The 17,038-nt window shown below is 57.0% G+C and carries 13 protein-coding genes; 12 read left to right on the top strand and 1 reads right to left on the bottom strand.

The window, feature by feature from the left end; translation table 11 throughout:
* Window positions 1-8: 8 nt before the first annotated feature.
* The 9 genes from AC2A6O_RS13045 to AC2A6O_RS13005 all read left to right on the top strand — a co-directional run bounded on the left by AC2A6O_RS13045 (window position 9) and on the right by AC2A6O_RS13005 (window position 10,243).
* The gene (locus tag AC2A6O_RS13045; protein ID WP_498927586.1) at window positions 9-395 is read left to right on the top strand and encodes a phage-derived protein YdaY family protein; all 387 of its coding nucleotides are present in this window, start codon (window positions 9-11) and stop codon (window positions 393-395) included.
* Between the two features lie 77 nt (window positions 396-472).
* Window positions 473-769: a DUF1799 domain-containing protein gene (locus AC2A6O_RS13040; RefSeq protein WP_498927584.1), complete on the top strand. Its 297-nt coding sequence runs from the start codon at window positions 473-475 to the stop codon at window positions 767-769.
* Window positions 769-3,804 carry a phage tail tip lysozyme gene (locus AC2A6O_RS13035; RefSeq protein WP_498927582.1) on the top strand — a complete coding sequence of 1,012 codons (3,036 nt, stop codon included), beginning with the start codon at window positions 769-771 and terminating at the stop codon, window positions 3,802-3,804. Before AC2A6O_RS13040 ends, AC2A6O_RS13035 begins: the two co-directional genes overlap by 1 nt.
* Entirely contained in the window at window positions 3,801-4,220 is a 420-nt protein-coding gene (locus AC2A6O_RS13030) for a hypothetical protein (RefSeq protein ID WP_498927580.1), read from the top strand. The genes AC2A6O_RS13035 and AC2A6O_RS13030 overlap by 4 nt, the downstream gene beginning before the upstream one ends.
* Complete coding sequence (locus AC2A6O_RS13025) at window positions 4,217-4,741, top strand: hypothetical protein (RefSeq protein WP_498927578.1); 525 nt, start codon at window positions 4,217-4,219, stop codon at window positions 4,739-4,741. The genes AC2A6O_RS13030 and AC2A6O_RS13025 overlap by 4 nt, the downstream gene beginning before the upstream one ends.
* Window positions 4,738-5,160, top strand: a complete 423-nt coding sequence (locus tag AC2A6O_RS13020; protein WP_498927576.1) for an NlpC/P60 family protein — start codon at window positions 4,738-4,740, stop codon at window positions 5,158-5,160. The genes AC2A6O_RS13025 and AC2A6O_RS13020 overlap by 4 nt, the downstream gene beginning before the upstream one ends.
* Window positions 5,153-8,152: a TipJ family phage tail tip protein gene (gene gpJ, locus AC2A6O_RS13015; protein WP_498927574.1), complete on the top strand. Its 3,000-nt coding sequence runs from the start codon at window positions 5,153-5,155 to the stop codon at window positions 8,150-8,152. Before AC2A6O_RS13020 ends, gpJ begins: the two co-directional genes overlap by 8 nt.
* 189 nt (window positions 8,153-8,341) lie before the next feature.
* Window positions 8,342-10,018, top strand: coding sequence for a hypothetical protein (locus AC2A6O_RS13010; protein ID WP_498927572.1), 1,677 nt, complete (start codon window positions 8,342-8,344; stop codon window positions 10,016-10,018).
* 3 nt (window positions 10,019-10,021) lie between these two features.
* Window positions 10,022-10,243 carry a hypothetical protein gene (locus AC2A6O_RS13005; protein WP_498927570.1) on the top strand — a complete coding sequence of 74 codons (222 nt, stop codon included), beginning with the start codon at window positions 10,022-10,024 and terminating at the stop codon, window positions 10,241-10,243.
* Between the two features lie 20 nt (window positions 10,244-10,263).
* Here AC2A6O_RS13005 and AC2A6O_RS13000 read toward each other — a convergent pair whose 3' ends face one another.
* The gene (locus AC2A6O_RS13000) at window positions 10,264-11,109 is read right to left on the bottom strand and encodes a hypothetical protein (RefSeq protein WP_498927569.1); all 846 of its coding nucleotides are present in this window, start codon (window positions 11,107-11,109) and stop codon (window positions 10,264-10,266) included.
* A gap of 273 nt (window positions 11,110-11,382) precedes the next feature.
* Between AC2A6O_RS13000 and AC2A6O_RS12995 the strand changes: the two genes are divergently transcribed.
* The 3 genes from AC2A6O_RS12995 to alaS all read left to right on the top strand — a co-directional run bounded on the left by AC2A6O_RS12995 (window position 11,383) and on the right by alaS (window position 16,915).
* On the top strand, window positions 11,383-12,555 hold the full coding sequence (locus AC2A6O_RS12995; RefSeq protein ID WP_498927567.1) for a hypothetical protein: 1,173 nt from the start codon (window positions 11,383-11,385) through the stop codon (window positions 12,553-12,555).
* 278 nt (window positions 12,556-12,833) lie between these two features.
* Window positions 12,834-13,904 (top strand): recombinase RecA, encoded by a 1,071-nt coding sequence (gene recA, locus AC2A6O_RS12990; RefSeq protein WP_148586313.1) that lies wholly within the window; start codon window positions 12,834-12,836, stop codon window positions 13,902-13,904.
* A 353-nt stretch (window positions 13,905-14,257) separates the two neighbouring features.
* A complete protein-coding gene (alaS, locus tag AC2A6O_RS12985) occupies window positions 14,258-16,915 on the top strand; it encodes an alanine--tRNA ligase (protein ID WP_498927564.1) in 2,658 nt (885 codons plus the stop codon).
* Window positions 16,916-17,038 lie beyond the last annotated feature (123 nt).

Below are 17,038 nucleotides of genomic sequence, written 5' to 3'. Positions count from 1 at the left end.
GCTTTCTCATGAATTTCGTGATCACCGACACCTATCGCTTCTGGTGGCCCGTGACCGTCCGGATTCCGCATCCGGAGAATGCCGGCACAATCATCGAGCAGACGTTCGATGCCTGGTTCGCGGCGCTGGACGAGGTTCGGGCGAACGAACTGGACGAGGCGTTTGCTGCGCTGGAAACGGACAAGGATCGCAAGGCACACCAGCATGATGTGATCCGCGAAGTCATGAAGGACTGGCGTGGTGTGATCGGGGTTGATGGAAACGAGCAACCGTTCACCCCCGAGGCGCTGGAACAATGCATCAGTCAGACCTGGTTCCGGATTGGCGTCTATGAAGCCTACGCCCAGGCGATGCGGGCCGAAGCCACGCACGACGGCCCTTCGGCAAAAAACTGAAAGCGGCCGCGCGAGCCTGGGCTCTGGCCCGCGTCGGCCGGTCTGATCAATCGCAGCCATCTGTCCTCGATGCGCAGATGGCAGCGGAATTTGCGGATCTCGGCGTTCGTGTTGCGCCCGATCTTGTCACGGATACCAGCGAGGCCTTTGAAGTGTGGCGGGTGAACTGGAAGGCAGTCACGTCCTTTCTCACAGTGGAAACGCAGTGGCGGGTTGTTGCCGGTGCTGCAGGGCTCCATTGGATCGGGCTGGATTATGCCGCCGCCGCCTCGGCTCTCAAAGGCAGGAGCGAACGCGTCTGGAAACGCCTGCTTTCGGATCTTCGGATCATGGAAATTGAGGCGCTTGAGGTGCTGAATGAGGCGGTGGATTGATGGCGCAGTCCCTTCGCATGGAAATGGTGGCTTCGCTTGATGCGACCCGGGTCAAGTCGGGTGCCAATGATGCCAAAGCAGCCCTTACCCTGGTTAGCACCGAGGCCAAAAAGGCAGAAGTTTCACTGCGCTCTGCAATTGATGCGCAACTCGGAATTGGTCGTTCCTCAGCCAGGAACCGGGGTGATGATATTGCCGCATACGGCAGTGCGCTCAACGATCTTCGGGCGAAATACAATCCCCTGTTCGCGGCGCAACGGAAGTATAAGGCTGAACTGGATGAGATCCGGAATGCACAAAGGTTAGGTGCGATTTCCTCGAGCGAGGCTGCAGCTGCATTGCAACGCACCAAGGCAGGTTTTGCTGCCTACACAGTCGGTCTTCGGCAGGCTCAGTCCGGGCTGAAACAACACAACCAGAGTACCCGGCTCGCTTCTCACGAGGCGGCGAACTTGTCGTTCCAGATGCAGGATATCGCCGTCAGTCTGGCGGGTGGTCAGTCTCCCTTCATGGTCATGGCCCAGCAGGGTAGCCAGGTTGCACAGATCATGGGCAAGCGCGGGCTTGGCCAGATCATCCCGGCTTTGGTTGGTGGGATTGCTTCCCTGGTCAATCCAACAACGCTGCTCTTCGCCGGGATCACGGCGGGAGGCTATGCCGCCTATGGTGTCTATCGGCTATTGAGGGGTGAAGTTCTCAGCGTTGATCAGGCCATGGAGCGCCTTGAAGAAACGCTAGGTCGACTTGAAGCTGGTTATAAGAGCGCCGCAGATGCTGCGAAAAGCTTCATCGACAGGGCATCTTTCGGGTCAATTCCTGAAACCGTTGCGGAGCTGGTGACCCGCCGCGCAGAACTTGAGGAGCTTCTCAAACGGGAAAGACAGGGTCTGTTCCAGACCGGCGTGCTCAGAACTGCGACCCGGTATGGTCAGAACATCGAGAAGGAACTGACTGACGAATTCAGAAAACTCGTCCATGAGGTTGCTACGGGCAAACTCACGGTCAACGAATTCGGAAAAGCAGTCGCAGAAATCCGGCTTCGGGAGGATCTTCCCAAGCCTGTCAAAAAACTGGCAGACGATCTCCTGGCGGCTACGCGGCAGGCAAGGAAGCTCGAAGGCAGTCTCGAAGGTGTCAAAGCCGCCATAGCCCGACTAGGCCAGCAGGATCCTGTGGCCAATCGGCGGGTTGATAGGGCTTTCGGGATCTTTCAGGAGACCGAAGCGCTCGACAGACTCAGGACTGACCTTGAACGCAAGGCCCGCGAAGCATCCACACCTCGTGTCCCGGTGCCGGGCAAAAAGCCGGTCAACATCGATCTTGGCTCCGAAGCTCGCGAGCTCCTGAAATCCCAAAACGAGCAGCTCGCCAAGCTCCGTCTTGAAACAACGCTGATTGGCGCGGTTGATAGCGTACGCCGACGTGCCCTGGCAACGCTGGAGGCGGAATTGGAAATCCGCAACCAGGGCATCGATGCGCACTCCAAGGAAGCCGACCGGATCCGCGAGAACGCCGCTGCGATCGCAGACATGAACAGCGAGCTGGACCGGAGCAAGGAAGCTTGGGACAGCGTGAAGTCGACCGGTGAGCGTTCGATCGACACGTTGGTCGAGAAGCTTTCCTCGGGGGACATTGAAGGCGCGCTCAAATCGATCGCCAACGATCTGACAAAGCAGCTCTTGAGCTTGAGCGTTTCCAATCCGCTGAAGAACACGCTCTACAATTCCGGCCTGCCAACGCTTTCCGACACCGGTGGCATTGGCGGCTTCTTCAAGAGCCTCCTGGGCGGCGGACCGGTCACAACTGGCGCCATGCAGGTGCAGGCCGCCACGGTGATGATAAACGGGCAACCGCTCTCCGGATTTTCACCTTTCGGCCTCGGTGCCAACGACAATGCGGCCGTCAATCTTGTTGCTGGCAACAACAACGCCAATAGTGGCTCGGTCGCAGGCCAGGTCTGGAACTTTTTCAAGGGTAAGGGCCTGAAGGACTTCCAGGCAGCCGCCATCCTCGGTCACGTCAAGGCCGAAAGCGCCTTCAATCCATTCGCGGTTGGCGACGGAGGCAACGCCTTCGGTCTCTTCCAGCATAATGATCGGCGCTTCAATTTGTTCGACGCAATCGGCGGCCGGAAGAACCTGGGCAATGTCCAGGGTCAGCTCGACTTTGTCTGGAAAGAACTGATGACGTCCGAAAGCAGGGCAATGAAAGCACTGCTCGGAAGTGGCGATTTGCGGCAAGCGACAGCGGCCTTCGGCGGTTTTGAACGTCCGTCTGGTTTCTCCTGGGGCAATCCCGAGGCAATGCATAACTGGACCGGTCGTCTTGCTGCTGCAGAAGAAGCACTCAACACGTTCGGCGGTGGTCTGGCGAACACGTCCTCCGGTCTGACGCAGTTTGATGGCGGTCTCGGTCAGGCAGCTGCGTCCCTGGTCAACGGTTCCGGTTCGCTGGCAAATACAGCAACTGCCTTTGCCGGCCAGTCTCAGAGCCTTGCTGGTAGCCTTTCAAAGGGCCTTCAAACGGTCTTTGGCGGGGCTGGTGAAACCGGTGGCGGCGGCGGTTTTGGGGGCATCTTTTCGTCACTCGTTTCCGGGATTGGCAGCTTCTTCGGTTTTCAGGGCGGCGGCGATACCGGCAGTGGGTCAGATACCGACGTCAAGGGGCTCGTCCACGCCAACGAGTTCGTCTTTAGCGCGCCCGCCACACGGCGGATCGGGGTTAAGACGCTAGATGCCCTGCATCGCGGTGCCATCAAAGGGTATCAGTCGGGGGGCTACGTGACGTCCTATGCGAACTCGGCCATGACACAAGCCGCAAATGCAACCATGACGGCGGCCCCCGTCAGCGTGGCCGTGCACAACTATTCGAACAGCGAAGTCGACGTCCAGGAAGAGCGTGATGAAAAGGGCGGACGCAGCATTCGCTTTGTGATTTCCGATCAGGTCTCCGATGCATTGACGACACCAGGCGGGGCCGCACAACGGACGCTTGGCAAGACCTATGGCGTCAAAAAGCGGAGGGTCAGACGATGATCCTGCGTTGGCCGATAGAGTTACCCTTGCCGGAGCGTTCCGGCTACCAGGGCCAGAACCAGGACCCTCGCACACGACGCAGAGCGCAGTCCGGCCCGCCCGGCTACCGTCGGTTGTTTTCGTCCGCCGCCCGGAATGTGTCCTTGAGTATAGATGTGAGCAGGGACGAGAAAGCCGTCTTTGACAACTTCTACAACGATGACACCAGGAAAGGCGTTTTGCCGTTTCTGGTTCCTGATCCGGTGACTGACGGCTGGGCGCTGCTTCACACGGAGGGAATGCTTCTTCTCGATCCCGACGGCCTACCTATTCTTATGTCTGCTCACTGGCTTTGCCTCTTTGGCGACACCACGCCTGTCGAGATCATCCGTGGTGTGCGTTTCCTGATCACGTTTCCTGTGTCGGTGATGCCATGAGACGGGTTTCCCTCAACCAGCGGCAATCCTTCGAGGACCATTCGACGGAAGAAGTCGAGGTGGCGCTCTTTGTATTCGAACATCAGGACCTGGACGAGCCGATCCGCCTTTCCACTGATCCGACCCAGCGGCTCAGTGCCGATCCGCTCACCTACGGGACGCGATCAACCTTCGGCGGAGCCAATCCGATCCATCAGCCCTACAAGTTCGTACTGGTATCGACCGAGTTGCCGAGCGATCTGGAAGATGCGCCTGCGGAAGCAACCCTGATCCTCGAAAACGTAACCAACCAGATTGCCGAAACGCTTCATTCGATCACGCGGCGGGCGACCGCTCATATTGCGGTGGTTCTCGCCTCATCCCCGAACGAGATCGAGACGGAGTATCGTGATCTCAAACTGATCCGAGCAGAGGGCGACGCCTCGGAAATCACGCTCTCCCTCAGCCGTGAACCAATCGAGGAGGAAAGCTGCCCGACCGATCGCATGACCAAACAACGCTTTCCGGGACTGCATCGATGAATTGGTCGAACAACTATATCGGCATTCCCTTCAAGGAATTCGGTCGCGATGTCGACGGTGTCGATTGCTACGGGCTCGCGGTGCTGGTTTATGAGAGGGAGCTTGGTCTGGAGCTGGCTTCTTATGCTGGTGACTATACGAGTTGCGAAGAGCGCGGCGAGATCGACCATCTGTTTCAATGGGGTGTCGAGACCGGCCCTTGGCACCTTACCGATGAGCCATCGCAAGTTTTTGACATCGCGCTCTTCCGGCGTGGCAAGACGGCGGCCCATTGCGGCATCGTTGTCGGTAGTGGCTTGATGCTTCACGTCCAGGGCGAAGACCAGGCCAAGGTCGAACGTTATTCAAACGGTGCCTGGAAGCATCGGCTGATCGGTCATTTCCGGCACAAGAGACTGGCGGGAGGTCTGCATGGCTGAGACTATTCCCGTCCTTGCCGCACCTCTTTTCGATCCAGGCTCTGGCCGAATTGACGTGGAAATGCCAACCGGCCTGACCATTGCAGAGATCGTTGCCACTACACTGCCTCAAGCGACTGCCGGCGAGCTCCCCATCCGTGTTGTTCTGGTCACCAAGCGTGGAATGGCGGTGATTGAGAAGAAGAACTGGGCTGTGGTTAGGCCACGGCCAGGTGTTCGTGTTGTCATGCGGATCCTGCCCGGTAAGAACGCCCTGCGCACTATCTTGCAGGTCGTGGTCACCATCGCGGCGGTAGCGCTCGGGCAGCTTTGGGCCGTGCCGCTTGCCGGCGCCCTTGGGATCTCAGCCGCAGCAGCCGGCGCTGCAATCACCCTGGGCGTTTCAGCCATCGGCAATCTGCTGATCAACGCACTAGTGCCACCTACAAGCGCCGGTTCCCGCGCGGCCGGAGGCGGCAGTGATGATGTCAGGCAGTCCTATACAATCAGTGGCTGGAAGAACCGGCTTGCTCCGAATGATCCTGTTCCGGTCATTTTGGGCAAGCACCGCTATGCACCACCATTCGCGGCGATCAGCTACACGGAAATCGTCGGCGACCTGCAGTACATCCGCTTCCTGTTCAATTATGGCTACGGACCCGCAACCCTTTCCGGCCACAAGATTGGAACCACCGATATCGAGGAATATGACGAGATCGAAATCGAGGTTCGTGAGGGCAGGCCCGATGATGAACCCGTGTCGCTCTATCCCCGGCAGGTCATCGAAGAGTCCGTCGGGACTGATCTTACCCGGCCGTTGCCGCGCAACGATGCTGGTAACGTGATACCCGGAGCTGCGACTGAAGAACCGGTCGTCCGCTATTCCGCTGCCAACGGCACCGGCGCTTCGATCATCATTCAATTCCCCGCTGGCCTCTATCGCTATAGCGACAGCGGTAACCTGCAATCCCTGAGAGTTTCGATCCGCATCCGGCAACGGCCACTTGGCGGCAGCACCTGGGAGACCGTGAAAACGCTCAACATTAATGCCGGCAAACGTGAAGCGTTCTTCCGGCAGCACAGTTGGGACTTCCCTTCGCGCGGGCGCTATGAAATCGAAGTCACCCGGCTGACAGACGAGAGAAACGACAGTCGGGTTTCCGATCGGTCGGTTCTGCTTGCGATCCAGACCTTCCGCCCGGAGTATCCGCTCAATTTCGAAAAGCCGCTTGTCCTGGTCGCGGGCCGTGCGAAAGGCACTTATCAGCTCAATGGTGCACTGGACAATTTCAGCTCGATCGGTTCGCGGATCTGCCTGGACTGGGACGCAGCCTCCGAGGCCTGGGTCGAGCGAGAGACCGACAATCCGGCTTCGCTTTACCGGTTCGTTCTGCAATGCAACGCAAATGCCTATCCTGTTGCTGACAACGGTGTCGATATCGATCAGATGGAAGATTGGCATGAGTTCTGCCAAACAAAAGGGCTGAAGTTTAACTACGTCCTGGACGAAGATCTGTCGCTCCGAGAGGTGCTTTTTCTAATTGCTGCAGCCGGGCGAGCGACCCCGCGCCATGATGGCGTCAAATGGGGCGTTGTCATCGATAGACCTCAGGAACTCGTTGTCGACCACATCAACTCCCGCAACTCCGACAATTTCAGGTGGTCGAGAGCCTATCTGGATCCGCCTCACGCCTTCCGTATCCCGTTTTTTGACGAAACCAACGATTACGAACCAGCCGAACGGATCGTGCCGTGGCCGGATTTCGCCGGCGATATCACTCTAACGGAAGAGATCGAGCTTCCCGGCAAAACCGATCCGGACGAAATCTGGATTGAAGCGCGCCGGCGCATGTACGAGCTGGAACACAGAGCAACCCGCTACACGGCTCTCCAGGACGGTGTGGCCCGGGCTGCCACGCGTGGCGATCTGGTCATGGGCTCATTCGATGTCCTGACCAGCACACAACTCTCTGCCCGCGTGGTCAACGTCCTTGAGAACCTGATTGTGCTGGATGAACCGGTCTACATGGTTCCCGGCGAAAGCTACGCGATCCGTTTTCGCAGCGGTCTCAGTGAAGCAGACACGATCGGAACCTCTACGGTCAGGGGAGTCGTTCTCGCGGAAGGTGAACGTCACGCGATCAGACTCCAAGGTGGCGGTGTGATGCCAAAGCGTGGTGACATCGTTCACTTCGGTCCATCTGCCTCTGAAAGCCGGCCACTCGTGGTGCACGGTGTCGAAGCAGGCGATGACCGGACCAGCCATTTCACAATGCTGGATGCCGCCCCGATCATCGATACCCTGACGGATGCCGAAGTACCGCCGACCTGGTCCGGCGTTGTTGGTAGCGAAATCAACGATCCGCTCTCTATCCCGGCAGCGCCGCGGTTCACAGCCATTCGCAGCGGCCTCACCGGTACTGGAAACGCCGATGGCCTGGATGTTGTTCTGGAACCGGGGGCGGGCAGCTCGGCAGTCATCGGGTCATTCGATATCGAACATCGGCTCGCCGGTGCGCCGAGTTGGACAGTTCTCAACGTTTCTGCCGCCGATGGAGGTGCTTCAATCGCCGGCTATTCGCGTGATGATGAGGTTGAACTACGGGCAAGAGCCCTGACACCAAACGGTACTCCCGGTCCCTACACCGCGACGATCGACATCGCGATCGGTGAAGGTGATGCCGGCCTGCCGATTGCGCTTGGAGGTGGAACCGGTGTGATCGGGGGGCAGGCACATGCCGAAATCACTATCGTTACGCAGAACGACCCGAGTGTTGCATTCGTCGCAATCTACCGAGCGCCTACAGGTGTTGCTTTTGATCGTGACACTCATTCGATCGGCAATTCTGTCGCTGTTTCCAAGTCTTCGACGCTTGGCCTGGTCGATGGAGATGCCACGGGTGAGGACAGCTCGCTCCTGCCGGCTGGAACTTACGACTACTACCTCGAACCCCAGAACAGTGACGGCGAGCCGGGGCCATTATCCGGTCCCTACACAGTGACGATCACCTAAAGGACGCGACCTATGGGATATGAAGGTGTAAGAACTAGCAACCTCACAGCCGCTGCAGCGGTTAGCGAACTGCTTGGACACGAAGATGTTGGCGGTCAAAAAAGCCTCGCTACAATTCCCGTCGAAGATCTTGCTTCGCAGCTGCTAGCCGCAATCGGTGATACCTTACCTGCCATTGCACCCGATCGCATGTTGGTCGACAACCCAGCCGGTGATGCTCGCGAAAGCAAGACATTCCAGGAGGTGCGGGATCTACTGGGGGTTGGCGGTCAGTACAAGCCGACACTGCCGTACGTGTCTGTCATGGATCGGCTCAAGGCAAACGGCATTTCGCCCGAGGATGTCGATACCGGAAATGAGATCGGCAATGATGCTGATGCCGGCATCCCGCTTCGTGAGATGTTCGAACAAGGCCTTGGCGACGGCATCAATGTCTTCCGCTGTGCGACCGGTCAGATCTATCGCATCAACAGTTGGGATCCTGGTGATGCAAGCCACGCGCTTGGCATCCTGAGACAAGCCGAAACCTCGGACATCTTTTTCGATCTGAACGGCGCAACGATCAAGGGCCTTGGCGGCATCCAGGAGAGCACTGCCAACCCTGGCGCCATGATGCGTTTTGAAAGCGCCTACACCACCAATGGCTTGAACACCGTTCAACGGTTCGTCATGCGAAATGGCATGATCGACCTGGTTGATGCACCTGCCTCGACCCCTGGCGTCACCACGATCGGTGGTCTGGCCTTGATTGGGCGCTGGAACATCGAGCTGGAAAGCGTCTTCTTCAATCACGGCCGGACTGCTGCCGCAGGAGATGACATCGGTGTTGGCGGCGGCGATCAGTCCTTCTTTGCGTCCAACTGGGACAGTCTGAAATCGGACAAGTGCATTTACCGGGGGCCACCGGATCTGGGCGTCTATCTGTCCAACAGTGGCGGCCGGCGTGCCGAAATCACCAACTGCGTATTCATAGGGTGCCAGAACGGTATCGGGCTGAAACGCTTTTCGAGCTTGTTGCGCGTCTATGGATGCCGGTTCCTGGAAGGTGACATCGGCATCTACAACCCTGTCTCCGATGGCCTTACTGACAACATGGGTGGCCGGATCATTATCGATCACTGCCTGTTTGAGAAAATGCAGTCCAGGCCGATCGACATCAACGCGCTTGCTGACGGCTCTGTGGTTCGCAACACCGAGATTTGGGACTGGGCCCGCCGTCAATCCGATGGTGCGGAAGTATCGATCGCGGAGAGCATCGGAGCCATCAGGGTTCGCTCACGCCGCGTGATGATCCAGAACGTGAAGATGGGCCTGCGTGATTACGCGCTCAACGCAACATCTGGAAAAGAGCAGGTTGGCATCGTCTACGGCTACAACGGGGCTGCCGGCGTCACGGCGGGTGCGGAAGACTGCACGCACTCTGACTGCAGCTTCGAGAACCTATACAGGCGTGTCAGATATGACGCCAACACCTATCGAAACGCTGCCGGCCGGGGCAACATCAGTTACAACATCAGCGCCCAGGATCTGGATAATGGCGACAACATCTTCCCGATCCGGATGACCGACGATCAGGCGGTGTCGGTTCAGATGCCCTCCAATCGCTGCAACGTCGACGTCGAGTGCCAGGTCACGACGCTGGGAGCACCGAACGGCCGCATTTTCGTAAACACGACCGGTTCACCGGACGTTTCAAACGTCAGCCTGAAATCGACCACCAACTTCTCCTGGACAACAGGCGTTCTGGCGAACGGCGGTGGATCGGACGGCAACTTCATCTTCTCAGCCCATACGGACGGCAAGCTCTACATGTCCAATCGAACCGGGGGCACGCTGCTTCTCCGGCTGAGTTTTCCAAGGGAGTAATCCATGCAACATGAGATCGAGGCGGTTTCGCGTGAGGCGATCAACGCTGTGCTGGCCGGTAACAAATTGCAGTTGGCAAACTGCTTTCACTGGAACGCTTCTCCGCAAGGCGCTGACTATTGGTTGACAATCCAGCAAGCGCCGGAAGGTGAGCCTCTTCCACCTGACGCTGTTGCGTTCCTACAGCAGCTCCTGGACGGTGAGTTGCCGGAAATAGTTCAATAATAAGATTTCTATCGGAGAGTTCAAAAATGTTTCGGTTTGGGTTTTGGCAGAGGGAGGTGATCCGCAGGACCAGAAGCTTCTCTTTTCGATGGTTTGTGCTTGGGTACTTTAGTGCTTCTCTTTTGAACTTTGCTTTGGTAGCTGTCGTGTATCTGGTGCTCTGAGAAATCCTTGGACTGTAACTCTTCTAAAATTTGCTCAAGAAGTTCGTCGCTTTTTCCGTTGTATGCTATGTAAAACGTTCCAATGTTTAGCAAAAGTGCGACGTATAGCGTTGCGTGTGTACCGAGTTTTCGGGCCGCCGACAGATACTTTGCGAACTTAGGCACACTGGCCTTTATCTTTTTCTCCGCCTTCTTCGCGGTGATTGCGCTTCCGATGAGTTCGCTGGTTATAGTGTTCAAGGCATGCAACTCATCTCGCGATAACTCTGTCTCAGCTAATGCGCGCGCAACTTCCTTCGATAGGTCGAAAAGTCCATCGGTAACTTTGGCATGCTCAAAATTGCAATTAGGGCACGTTTCCTCGTTGTCATAGCCATAGAAAGCTGGACTGCCGATGTTGTAGTTTCGAGAGTTAAAGACCGTTCTGCAGTTTTTGCAGAAGACAGGTAATGGTGGCCCGTTAGGCTTTCTGTAGCCTACATGCGCTCCTCTGGTCGCCGGATTTTGAACGGAGTTTTTAGGGTCATTTTTTATTCTTGTACCCGAAATCGAAACGCGCTCGCCTTTGATATCGAAGGGGCGAGCGACATTATCGAATGTGGTGTTTCTAATATCGAGATCGAACCCTGCACTTGCGATACCAGTTCCGCAGTTGATAAATTTGGCGTTCTGTATCGTTGCTGAAGGTCTCTTCTTTGCCATCGCTTCAATCCCTAAATGGCCAACACAGGGCTTACACTGGGAACGGGCTAGAATGTCGCGAATCCGTTGCCTTGTGACAGAGTACATCAATTGAGTTCTATCGGGCTCCCCGAACGGATAGTGTGATGTTATTTGGGTTGTTGGGGTTGAAACGACGGCTATTCGTTGAAGCCGCTCCTAGAGTGAAGAGCTGGGTGGAAGCGCGTTTAGGTTGGTGTTTGAAACCTCGGAAGCTTAGTCTGTTTGACAGTTTTCAATTGGGAAACCATCAAGTTGACTACGACGATTCCAATCGCTGAAAATCCGACGATAGCTAAGTTTGGGCCAGGACCGATCTTCAGATGTACCGTGAAGGTCGATCGAAATTTCGTCTGTCAGAGTTGTGGGAACGTTCTGGTTGAATCTTATCTGCCTGAGTGTTTTTTGAATGTGAACCTTGTGTGTGGCTACTGTGGTCAGGTCAGCACGACCAATCAGCTTCAAGCAGGTGAAATCTTGCCGTTGAACACTATCGTGATGCCAGTTGGCGCGAATTATGGTGTCGGAGAAACTCTCGCCTATCGACCTGACGTGTGTATCACACTGAAATCAGAGATAATTCAGCAGTTTGCCTTTTGTGCACCCAAAGAACCGCAAGCATGGCGGCCAATCTCGATAGGTAGACTTTCTCAGTTGGAAAAGCGCTTCGAAGAGTTGTCTGGAGTCCCAGCTGACAAGCGAAAAGCAAAATATCAAAGGTTCATATCCTCCGGCACAGAACCGGTGACAGAACTGCCGTTTACCTGGGCGATCGAAAAAATTCGTTCCAAACTGGATACTTTGCCGTTGAACTTGGATGACCCCGAAGTAGCTTCGGCGATAGCTCGAATATATCTGTTTGAAACGCTTGATGAACGATGGAAACATCATCCTCGATATCTGCCGATTGCGAAGGAATATGCAAATGATCTAGCGTTCTTTCACACCCTGGGATTTTTCCTGCTGGCGAGCACGACCTACGAAGATGGGCATCTCATTGGATTTTCGACTGAGAACAAGACAGATGAGGCAAAACCCGATCTATATTTCCGCGTCGCCGCTGATCGACAGTTTTTTCTTGAATGCAAATCAGCTCAGTCAGTCATTTGGCGGACTGGATGGAAGTTTGATCGAGCGCGCATTAAAAAGAACCTAGAATCAACTCTCAAAAAAAGTCATCAGATCAACGAAACGCGACCAGGCACCATCGCCGTAATCGTAAATCACAGCGGTGATGAGCTGTTTGAGTTTGTCCAAACGACCATTGCCAATTTTCTAGAAAAAAAGGGTCGGGACCGAAGCCATCTACATAGCGTCCGAGCACTTAGATATGGTGCTATTTTGCGCCGAGGTACAAAAAATCCGGACGAGATCGCGGTCGGTGTCGACGTGAAGGAAATTCTTAATCCGTACTCGGTTGTTGAGTAGCTGCAGTCTTTGGTCAATCAGCTCCCAAGTGCATATCTGGATGCCAAGTGAAGTTGCGCGAATCGCCAAACGAAGTTGCGCGCTACAATTCGTGGGATGTTTCCATGCAAGGCTTACGTAGGGTAATCTAATTTCCAGTAGAAGGAGAACATATTGGAAACAAACAGTCATTTCTATTTTAATACCAATCGGTTTTGCCATCTTGTCAAATGAGAACAAAATGTGTACAAAGCTCTCATTGAAACGGCACGTCCATCGTGGAATAAGGAGCGTAAGCCATGTCGCAAAGTACACTTCGTCTCGTAGAAAGCAGCCAGATGGATAAGACAAAAGCGCTGGACGCAGCGCTCAGCCAAATCGAACGCGCCTTCGGCAAAGGCTCCATCATGAAGATGGGCCAGGGCCAGGTTGTTGAGGTGCAGGCCGTCTCGACCGGGTCTCTCGGACTTGATATCGCGCTCGGGATCGGCGGTCTGCCGCGCGGGCGTATCGTTGAGATCTACGGGCCGGAATCGTCCGGTAAAACGACGCTTGCCCTGCATGCGGTTGCCGAAGCCCAGAAAACGGGTGGTATCTGTGCCTTTATCGATGCGGAGCATGCGTTGGATCCGATCTATGCGCGCAAGCTTGGCGTCGATATCGACAATCTTCTGATCTCACAGCCGGATGCCGGTGAGCAGGCGTTGGAAATTGCCGACACGCTGGTTCGCTCCGGCGCCATCGACGTTCTTGTCATCGACTCGGTTGCCGCGCTTACGCCGAAGGCCGAGCTTGAAGGCGAGATGGGCGATAGTCTGCCGGGCATGCAGGCCCGCCTGATGAGCCAGGCACTGCGCAAGCTGACCGCTTCCATCTCCAAGTCGAAGTGCATGGTGATCTTCATCAACCAGATCCGCATGAAGATCGGCGTGATGTTCGGTTCCCCGGAAACCACCACAGGCGGCAACGCGCTGAAATTCTATGCCTCCGTCCGTCTGGATATCCGCCGCATCGGCGCGATCAAGGACCGGGACGAAGTTGTCGGCAACCAGACCCGCGTGAAAGTCGTCAAGAACAAACTGGCGCCTCCCTTCCGTCAGGTCGAATTCGACATCGTCTATGGTGAAGGCGTTTCCAAGATGGGCGAACTGGTCGATCTTGGGGTCAAGGGCAACATCGTTGAAAAGTCGGGTGCCTGGTTCTCCTACAACAGCCAGCGTCTCGGTCAGGGCCGTGAAAACGCAAAGCAGTTCCTGAAGGACAATCCGGAAGTTGCTGAAGAAATCGAACTGGCGATCCGCCAGAACGCCGGTCTGATCGCCGAAGCGATCATCGATCCCGAGGCGGCCGCGGAAGAAGCAGAGGATTGATCCTCAGCTTCCAGTCGCCACTCGCGTGAGCTCCGGACGTTTGTCCGGTCTTCCAAGGGCCTCCTTCCGTACGCCGGAAGGGGGCCTTTTGCTTTTGGGAGGTCTGGGCTGAGCGGCATTCGAACACGTCAGGCGGCACCCGGGCAGGTGACCGGTGCATTGCTGCAACCCGCAATGCGAAAATTGCCTTTATCCGGGCGGGTTTCCGTAGCGTCGGGCCCTTGCAACCGCTGGACAGGGTTGGAGGTCAAAGTTAAAAGGCTGTTCCGGCGCGGATCAGCGAGCCAGATCCCGCGCACCCAAGATTATCAACAGGCCCTCATTTGCGGGGCTGTGACCGATGCGAGATCCGAATGACCGGCGTAAATGAAATCCGCTCTGCCTTTCTGGACTATTTCAACAAAAACGGCCACGAAGTGGTCGAGTCCGGGCCGCTGGTACCGCGCAACGATCCGACGCTGATGTTTGCGAACGCGGGCATGAACCAGTTCAAGAACGTGTTTACCGGACTGGAAAAGCGCGACTATTCCCGCGCGGTCACGGCGCAGAAGTGTGTGCGCGCCGGCGGCAAGCACAACGATCTCGACAACGTCGGTTACACCGCACGCCACCACACTTTCTTCGAGATGCTGGGCAACTTTTCGTTCGGTGACTATTTCAAGGACGTGGCAATCGAGCTGGCCTGGAACCTTGTCACCAAGGAATTCGGTCTGCCGAAAGAGAAACTTCTGGTGACCGTCTTTTCCGAAGACGATCAGGCATTCGATCTCTGGAAAAAGATCGGCGGGCTGAGCGAAGACCGGATCATCCGTATTCCGACATCGGACAATTTCTGGACCATGGGCGATACCGGACCGTGCGGCCCCTGTTCTGAAATCTTCTACGACCATGGCGACCACATCTGGGGCGGGCCTCCGGGCTCTGCGGAGGAAGACGGCGACCGGTTCATCGAGATCTGGAACCTCGTCTTCATGCAGTACGAACAGACGCCGGAAGAGCGTCTTGACCTGCCTCGGCCGTCCATCGACACCGGCATGGGCATCGAGCGTGTCGCCGCTGTCATGCAGGGCGTTCACAACAACTACGACATCGACCTCTTCAAGGCGCTGATCGCGGCGTCTGTCAATGCCACGGGCGTTGAAGCGGAAGGTGAGGCCACGGGCAGCCACCGCGTTATCGCCGACCATCTGCGGTCCACGAGCTTCCTGATTGCCGACGGCGTGCTGCCCTCGAACGAGGGCCGTGGCTATGTTCTGCGCCGCATCATGCGCCGCGGCATGCGCCATGCCCATCTCCTGGGGGCGAGTGAACCGCTGATGCACAAGCTGGTTCCGGCGCTGGTGCGCGAAATGGGCCGTGCCTATCCGGAACTGAGCCGTGCGGAAGACCTGATCACCGAAACGCTGAAGCTGGAAGAAACACGGTTCCGCAAGACGCTGGAGCGCGGCCTCGGCCTGCTCGATACGGCAACGGAAGATCTTGAGGCCGGCACTCGTCTTGACGGGGAAACCGCCTTCAAGCTTTACGACACCTACGGCTTCCCGCTGGACCTGACCCAGGATGCGCTCAGAACGCGCGATATCTCCGTTGATATCGATGGGTTCAATGCGGCGATGGAGCGCCAGAAGGCGGAAGCCCGTGCGGCCTGGTCCGGTTCGGGCAGCGCGGCTACGGAAGCTGTCTGGTACGCACTCAAGGAAAAACACGGCGCGACGGATTTCCTCGGCTATGAAACCGAGACGGCCGAAGGTGTTGTTGCCGGTCTTGCCGCAGACGACAAGGAAGTCGACAAGCTGTCTGCCGGTGAAAGCGGGTTCGTGGTTCTGAACCAGACGCCATTTTATGGCGAAAGCGGCGGTCAGGTCGGCGATACCGGCTGGATGCTGGCCAATGGCGTCAAGGTGGCCGTGACGAATACCCAGAAGAAGGCAGATGGCCTCTTCGTACATTCCGTCACCGTTGAGGAAAGTGAACTGGTTCCGGGACTTGCCCTGGAACTGAAGGTCGACCATTCCCGCCGCACGGCAATCCGTTCCAACCACTCGGCCACGCACCTGGTGCATGAGGCCTTGCGCGAGGTCCTTGGCAATCACGTGGCGCAAAAGGGCTCTCTGGTGACGCCGGAGCGCCTGCGTTTCGACTTTTCGCATCCCAAGCCGGTGAGCGATGAGGAACTGGCGACGGTCGAGAGCTTTGCCAATGAGATCGTGTTGCAGAACGCGCCGGTCGACACGCGCCTGATGGCCGTTGACGATGCCATCGAAGCGGGGGCCATGGCCCTGTTCGGCGAGAAGTATGGCGATGAAGTGCGTGTGGTTTCCATGGGTACGGCGCTTCATGGTGCCAAGCAGGGCAAGCCCTATTCGCTGGAACTGTGCGGCGGCACCCATGTGAAGCGCACCGGCGACATTGGCCTGGTGACGCTGGTTTCCGAAGGCGCGGTTGCGGCAGGTGTCCGCCGGATCGAGGCGCTGACCGGGTCCGAGGCCCGCGAATATCTGGATGCGCAGGACAAGCGTATGCGGGAGTTGGCCAGCCTGCTTAAGATCAGCGCCGACGATGTTCCCGCCCGCGTGGCGCAACTGGTTGAAGACCGCAGGAAGCTGGAGCGCGAACTGGCGGATGCCAGGAAGAAGCTCGCCATGGGCGGCGGAGCCGACGGCGGCACTCCTGTGAAGGAAGCCGGATCGTTCAAGCTGATGGCCCGCGTCGTTGAAGGTATCAACCCGAAAGACCTGAAGGGGATGGCTGATGAGGCCAAAACACAGCTCGGGTCCGGTGTGGTTGTTCTGATCAGCGTTGCAGAAGACGGCAAGGCTGCCATCGTGACGGCTGTCACGCAGGATCTGACCGACAAGGTCAGCGCCGTGGATCTGGTGCGGATCGGATCGGAAGCCCTTGGGGGCCGCGGCGGTGGCGGACGGCCCGACATGGCGCAGGCCGGTGGACCGGAGGGTGCCAAGGCCGATCAGGCCATTGCCGCGATCGAGGCTCATCTGGCCGGGCTCTGACGCTCCTTCCAGTTTTGAAGATTGAAAAGGGCGGCTCCATTGGGGTCGCCCTTGTGTGTTCAGGGCGTTTGCTCATTCCGGGGGCAGGGAGCTTGCGAGTTCTGGCTGTCAGCAAGTGATGAC

The organism is Labrenzia sp. ATLA3 (assembly GCF_057180185.1).
Note: the sequence above shows the minus strand (reverse complement) of the source record. Positions and strands in the feature narration are given on the sequence as shown.

Bases quoted from the DNA above. Each gene is read 5' to 3' on its own strand.
- AC2A6O_RS13045 (WP_498927586.1), top strand. From the start codon at position 9: ATGAATTTCGTGATCACCGACACCTATCGCTTCTGGTGGCCCGTGACC.
- AC2A6O_RS13040 (WP_498927584.1), top strand. From the start codon at position 473: ATGGCAGCGGAATTTGCGGATCTCGGCGTTCGTGTTGCGCCCGATCTT.
- AC2A6O_RS13035 (WP_498927582.1), top strand. From the start codon at position 769: ATGGCGCAGTCCCTTCGCATGGAAATGGTGGCTTCGCTTGATGCGACC.
- AC2A6O_RS13030 (WP_498927580.1), top strand. From the start codon at position 3,801: ATGATCCTGCGTTGGCCGATAGAGTTACCCTTGCCGGAGCGTTCCGGC.
- AC2A6O_RS13025 (WP_498927578.1), top strand. From the start codon at position 4,217: ATGAGACGGGTTTCCCTCAACCAGCGGCAATCCTTCGAGGACCATTCG.
- AC2A6O_RS13020 (WP_498927576.1), top strand. From the start codon at position 4,738: ATGAATTGGTCGAACAACTATATCGGCATTCCCTTCAAGGAATTCGGT.
- gpJ (WP_498927574.1), top strand. From the start codon at position 5,153: ATGGCTGAGACTATTCCCGTCCTTGCCGCACCTCTTTTCGATCCAGGC.
- AC2A6O_RS13010 (WP_498927572.1), top strand. From the start codon at position 8,342: ATGTTGGTCGACAACCCAGCCGGTGATGCTCGCGAAAGCAAGACATTC.
- AC2A6O_RS13005 (WP_498927570.1), top strand. From the start codon at position 10,022: ATGCAACATGAGATCGAGGCGGTTTCGCGTGAGGCGATCAACGCTGTG.
- AC2A6O_RS13000 (WP_498927569.1), bottom strand. From the start codon at position 11,109: ATGGCAAAGAAGAGACCTTCAGCAACGATACAGAACGCCAAATTTATC.
- recA (WP_148586313.1), top strand. From the start codon at position 12,834: ATGTCGCAAAGTACACTTCGTCTCGTAGAAAGCAGCCAGATGGATAAG.
- alaS (WP_498927564.1), top strand. From the start codon at position 14,258: ATGACCGGCGTAAATGAAATCCGCTCTGCCTTTCTGGACTATTTCAAC.